We start from the raw sequence: 4,394 nt of genomic DNA on the forward strand, positions 1-4,394 counted from the left end.
CTCTCCTGAACGCCAAACCCTGGTGGTGAACCTGACACCTGGGCGGGAAAATCGAGTGTCTCAGCCGGCTTGATGGCGCTTCCGCGGTGCGATACTTGGCCTCATGCGGTTAAAACGCCTATCCGTGGGGTGGACGAGGTTTACATCGACTTCACCGACGTGCCCGGCGGCCAGCGAGAAGGGGGGCGGGTGCTGGCGCGGCTCATCCAGAAGAGCATTTTTGAAAAGACGGGGCTGACTTGCTCCATCGGTGTGGCACCGAACCGGCTGCTGGCCAAGATGGCGAGTGAGTTCAACAAGCCCAACGGCATCTCCATCGTTTACGAGGAAGACCTGCAGAGCACGATCTGGCCGCTGCATGTGCGCAAGATCAATGGCATTGGCCCCAAGGCGGGCGAAAAGCTGGCGCGGCTGGGCATTGAAACCATTGGGCAACTGGCCGCGCAGGATGAGCGCTGGCTCATCAGCCACTTTGGAAAATCCACCGGCGCCTGGATGCACCGCGCGGCCTGGGGCCGAGATGACAGCCCGGTGGTGACTGAAAGCGAGCCCGTGAGCATCAGCCGCGAAACCACCTTCGAGCGCGACCTGCACGCCGTGCACGACCGCGCCGAGCTGGGCCGCATCTTCACGGCCTTGTGCGAGCAGGTGGCGCAGGACCTGCAGCGCAAGGGCTATGCGGGCCGCACCATCGGCATCAAGCTGCGCTATGCGGACTTTCGCGGCGCCACGCGCGACCAGACCATTGCCCAGGCCACGCACGACGCCGCCATGCTGCGCCGCGTGGCGGGCCAGTGCCTCAAGCGCGTGCCGCTGCAACAGCGCCTGCGCCTGCTGGGTGTGCGTGTGGCCTCGCTGGTGCCGGTGGCCGAGGCGGCTTTGCACCCTGCCGCTGCGCACTCCCCCGGCCCGGCGCAGGGAGAGACGCTGGGGCTGTTCTGACCATCAGGGAAATCACGTAAATTTTTGTGTCAGCAAACTACGGCACAATGGTTTGCACCGTTTCCGTGCGGAATCTTTCGGCAGGACTTACCTATGCGCGTCAACCTTCCCGTCACCAACAACGAATACGACTTTCCGGCCGACGAGCTGCTGATGTCCACCACCGATGCCAAAGGGGTGCTGACGCACTGCAATGCACCCTTTGCCCGGGTCAGTGGCTTCACCATGGAAGAACTCATGGGCCAGCCGCACAACATAATCCGCCACCCGGACATGCCGCCCGAGGCCTACAAGGACATGTGGTCCACCATAGGCCGCGGGCGCAGCTGGACGGGTTTTGTGAAGAACCGGCGCAAGAATGGCGACTTCTACTGGACGCAGGCCCACGTCACCCCCATCATGCGCCAGGGCAAACCGGTGGGGTACATGTCGGTGCGCACCAAGCCCACGCGCGAGCAGGTTCAGGCGGCAGAGGCCTTGTATGCGCGCGTCAAGCAGGAGCGCGGGTCCGGGCGCCAGACCATCCGCATCCATGCCGGTGGCGTGCGCAGCACCAGCATGTGGGACCATCTGCGCAAGCGCTACCGCACGGGCCCCACGCTGCGCCTGGCGGCCATGCTGCTGCCGCTCATGCTGGTGTCGCTGGTGCCAGGCTGGATGGGCTGGAACGATGGCATGGCCGTGGCCCTGCACACCCTGGCCTGGCTGGTGACGGCGGGCCTGGTGCTGGCGCGCTACCACGTGGGCATGACCCTGCCCATCCTCAGCCTGCGCCGCCTGCTCAACGGCATGGCCGCTGGCGACCTCACGCACCGCGAGCCCGAGCTGCCCATGACCCATGTGCTGGGCAAGGTCATGGCGCGCGTGCAGCGTCTGCAACTCAACATCCGGGCCGTGGTGGGCGACGCGATGGAGGAAATGGAGCGCTTCAGCGGCATCTCGGCGGAAATCGCCCAGAGCGCGCAGGACCTGTCGGGCCGGGCCGAGTCGCAGGCCAGTAGCCTGGAAGAATCGGCCGCCGCCATGGAGCAGCTCTCCGCCACGGTGGAAAACTCGAACGAGGCTGCACAAAAAGTGGTGCGTGAGAGCCGCCACAGTTCCGAGCTGGCGACCCAGGGCGGGCAGGCGGTGGCCCAGGTCAGCCAAGTGGTCGGTGCCATCGAGCAGTCTTCGCGCAAGATGGGGCAGATCATCTCCACCATCGAGGGCATCGCCTTCCAGACCAACATCCTGGCGCTCAATGCGGCCGTCGAGGCCGCACGCGCAGGCGAGCAGGGCCGTGGCTTTGCCGTGGTGGCAGGCGAGGTGCGCAGCCTGGCGCAGCGCTCGTCCGAGGCGGCCAAGGAAATCCAGGGGCTGATCAACGATTCGGCCACCAACATCAAACGCGGTGCCGAGCTGATGCAGTCGGCCAGCCAGACCATCGACCAGGTGGTGCAGTCGGTCGCGCACGTCAACGCCCTCATGGGCCAGATGGGCGTGGCGGCGCGCGAGCAGTCCGAAGGCATCTCCCAGGTCAACGAGGCCGTCACCCTGCTGGACCGCGACACGCAGCAAAACGCTGCGCTGGCGGAGCAATCGGCTGCCTCTTCGCGCGTCATGAGCGACAGCGCGGCCGTGCTGGGCCGCACGCTGGAAGTGTTCCGCGTGCGTTGAGGGTGGTGTCATCCCGATACGGTGTGCCGGGTGGCACACCGGCATCTTGACGAAAACTTACGTCAGACTTTCATTGGAGTCCCCGTCGCGCCGGGAGATTCCAATGACCCTCGAAGAACTGCAACGCATCAAGCAATGGCATGTGGATCACAAGGCCGACCACCCCTTGGAATACCACTTGTGGGATGCGGTCCTGACCTTCTGGTTCAGGGGTTGGGTGGGTTGGTTTCCCACCTACCTGTTTGACCAGTGGTGGGGCGCACCCCTGTGTTGTGTGGGCATGCTGTTCCCCAGCCTCTATGTCACCTGGCGCGGTAGCGAGCACCGGCGCCATAAGCTGGGCTGCGACTGGCTCGATCTGCGCCGTTCCTGACAGCGCAACCCACCCTCACTGCCGCGCGGTGCGCACATTGGCCGGCAGCGCGTGAGGGTGGCTGGTGCGCCAGGGGTTGATGTCCAGCCCGCCGCGGCGCGTGTAGCGGGCGTACACCATCAGCTTGATGGGTTTGCAGCGCGTCCACAGGTCCATGAAGATGCGTTCCACGCACTGCTCATGGAATTCGTCGTGGTTGCGAAAGCTCACGATGTATTGCAGCAGCCGCTCCTGGTCGATTTGTGGGCCGGTGTAGCGGATCTGCACGCTGCCCCAGTCGGGTTGGCCGGTCACCAGGCAGTTGCTTTTGAGCAGGTTGCTGGTCAGCACCTCGGTCACCGGGGCTTCGTCAAATTGGGCTTTGAGCAGATCGGGCGCAGGCTGGTAGCGGGTGCATTCCACGTCCAGGCGGTCTAGGCTCAGGCCGTCCAGTTCGTGCACGGGTTCCTGGTCAAACAGCTCGGGTGCAATCAGCTTGACCCCCACCGTGGCGGGGTGGGGCGCACCGCGCCACACGGCTTCGCTGATGTCGGCACGCAGGCGGGCCTGCACCTCGCTGGCATCGCCAAAGCGGGTGTTGTTGAAGCTGTTGAGGTAGAGCTTGAACGACTTGCTTTCGACGATGTTGGGCGACTCGCACGGGATGGTGAAGTGCACCAACGCCACCTGGGGTTTGCCGCGCAGGTTCAGCCACGACACCTCAAACGCCGTCCACAGATCGGCCCCGAAGAAGGGCGGGACATCGGCAATGCCGATCTCGGCCCGCTTGCCCGCGCGTGGGATGGGGAAGAGCAGCGTCGGGTCGTACTGGTCCGTGTAGGCCGAGGCTTTGCCCAGCTGGGATTGTTCGGGAGTATTGGTCATTTGCTATAAAAATAGTAGCTGCTTGCGCTTATATATAAAGCGCTGGAGCATGATTTGGTTCTTATTTGAATTCCCGCTCGCGCAGCCACTTGGTGGCGATCCATTTCTCGCCCGCAATCACCGGTGCGCCGCCGTGCAGCGTCTGGGTGGAAGGGTGGGGCCGCTCGTAGCTGAAGAACACCGCATTGCCGCGCAATTGGGGTCAGATGAAGATTACTCGTCGCACCTCGGACAGTAGCAATCATTTCTGCGGGTGTGTCCGCGGTCCTCGCTGCAAGACAACGCTGCCCAAGGTGCCTGCCTCCCGCGCCGCATGATGCGCCCTGCGCGCAAGTAAGTCCGCAGCCAAGCTACCCTGACAAGGCCCGAACTGGCGACGGTTCGGGCCTTGTGCTTTGCGTACCCAAACAATCGCCGCAGAATACTGTGCAGTTGTACAGTATTCATGTCAGCCACTTCCAAGCCCAAGCTCTACAACCCACGCCACCCCGAACGCACGCTGCTCTACCAAACGGTAGCCGAGCACTACGAGACCTGGCTAGAGTTGGCCAGCGCGGGT

The 4,394-nt window shown here is 64.0% G+C and carries 3 protein-coding genes and 2 pseudogenes; 3 read left to right on the plus strand and 2 right to left on the minus strand.

Features of this window, described 5'->3' with window-relative positions:
* Positions 1-123: 123 nt before the first annotated feature.
* From J1777_RS14120 to J1777_RS14130, 3 genes and pseudogenes are all read left to right on the plus strand, one after another.
* Positions 124-942, plus strand: a pseudogene (locus J1777_RS14120) (Y-family DNA polymerase); the annotation flags it as partial.
* A 93-nt stretch (positions 943-1,035) separates the two neighbouring features.
* Positions 1,036-2,598, plus strand: coding sequence for a methyl-accepting chemotaxis protein (locus J1777_RS14125; RefSeq protein ID WP_207576307.1), 1,563 nt, complete (start codon positions 1,036-1,038; stop codon positions 2,596-2,598).
* A gap of 103 nt (positions 2,599-2,701) precedes the next feature.
* The gene (locus J1777_RS14130; RefSeq protein WP_207576308.1) at positions 2,702-2,971 is read left to right on the plus strand and encodes a hypothetical protein; all 270 of its coding nucleotides are present in this window, start codon (positions 2,702-2,704) and stop codon (positions 2,969-2,971) included.
* Between the two features lie 15 nt (positions 2,972-2,986).
* On the opposite strand, the gene queF is transcribed toward J1777_RS14130, so the two are convergent.
* The gene (gene queF, locus J1777_RS14135; protein WP_207576310.1) at positions 2,987-3,835 is read right to left on the minus strand and encodes an NADPH-dependent 7-cyano-7-deazaguanine reductase QueF; all 849 of its coding nucleotides are present in this window, start codon (positions 3,833-3,835) and stop codon (positions 2,987-2,989) included.
* Between the two features lie 61 nt (positions 3,836-3,896).
* A pseudogene (locus J1777_RS14140) lies at positions 3,897-4,028 on the minus strand (2-oxoglutarate-dependent dioxygenase); the annotation flags it as partial.
* Positions 4,029-4,394: the final 366 nt, after the last annotated feature.

This window comes from Comamonas denitrificans, from assembly GCF_017368815.1.
Taxonomy (GTDB): Bacteria; Pseudomonadota; Gammaproteobacteria; order Burkholderiales; family Burkholderiaceae_C; genus Comamonas; species Comamonas denitrificans.

What these genes read in the sequence shown, in the direction of transcription:
- J1777_RS14125 (WP_207576307.1), top strand. Translation starts at nt 1,036, where the DNA reads ATGCGCGTCAACCTTCCCGTCACCAACAACGAATACGACTTTCCGGCC.
- J1777_RS14130 (WP_207576308.1), top strand. Translation starts at nt 2,702, where the DNA reads ATGACCCTCGAAGAACTGCAACGCATCAAGCAATGGCATGTGGATCAC.
- queF (WP_207576310.1), bottom strand. Translation starts at nt 3,835, where the DNA reads ATGACCAATACTCCCGAACAATCCCAGCTGGGCAAAGCCTCGGCCTAC.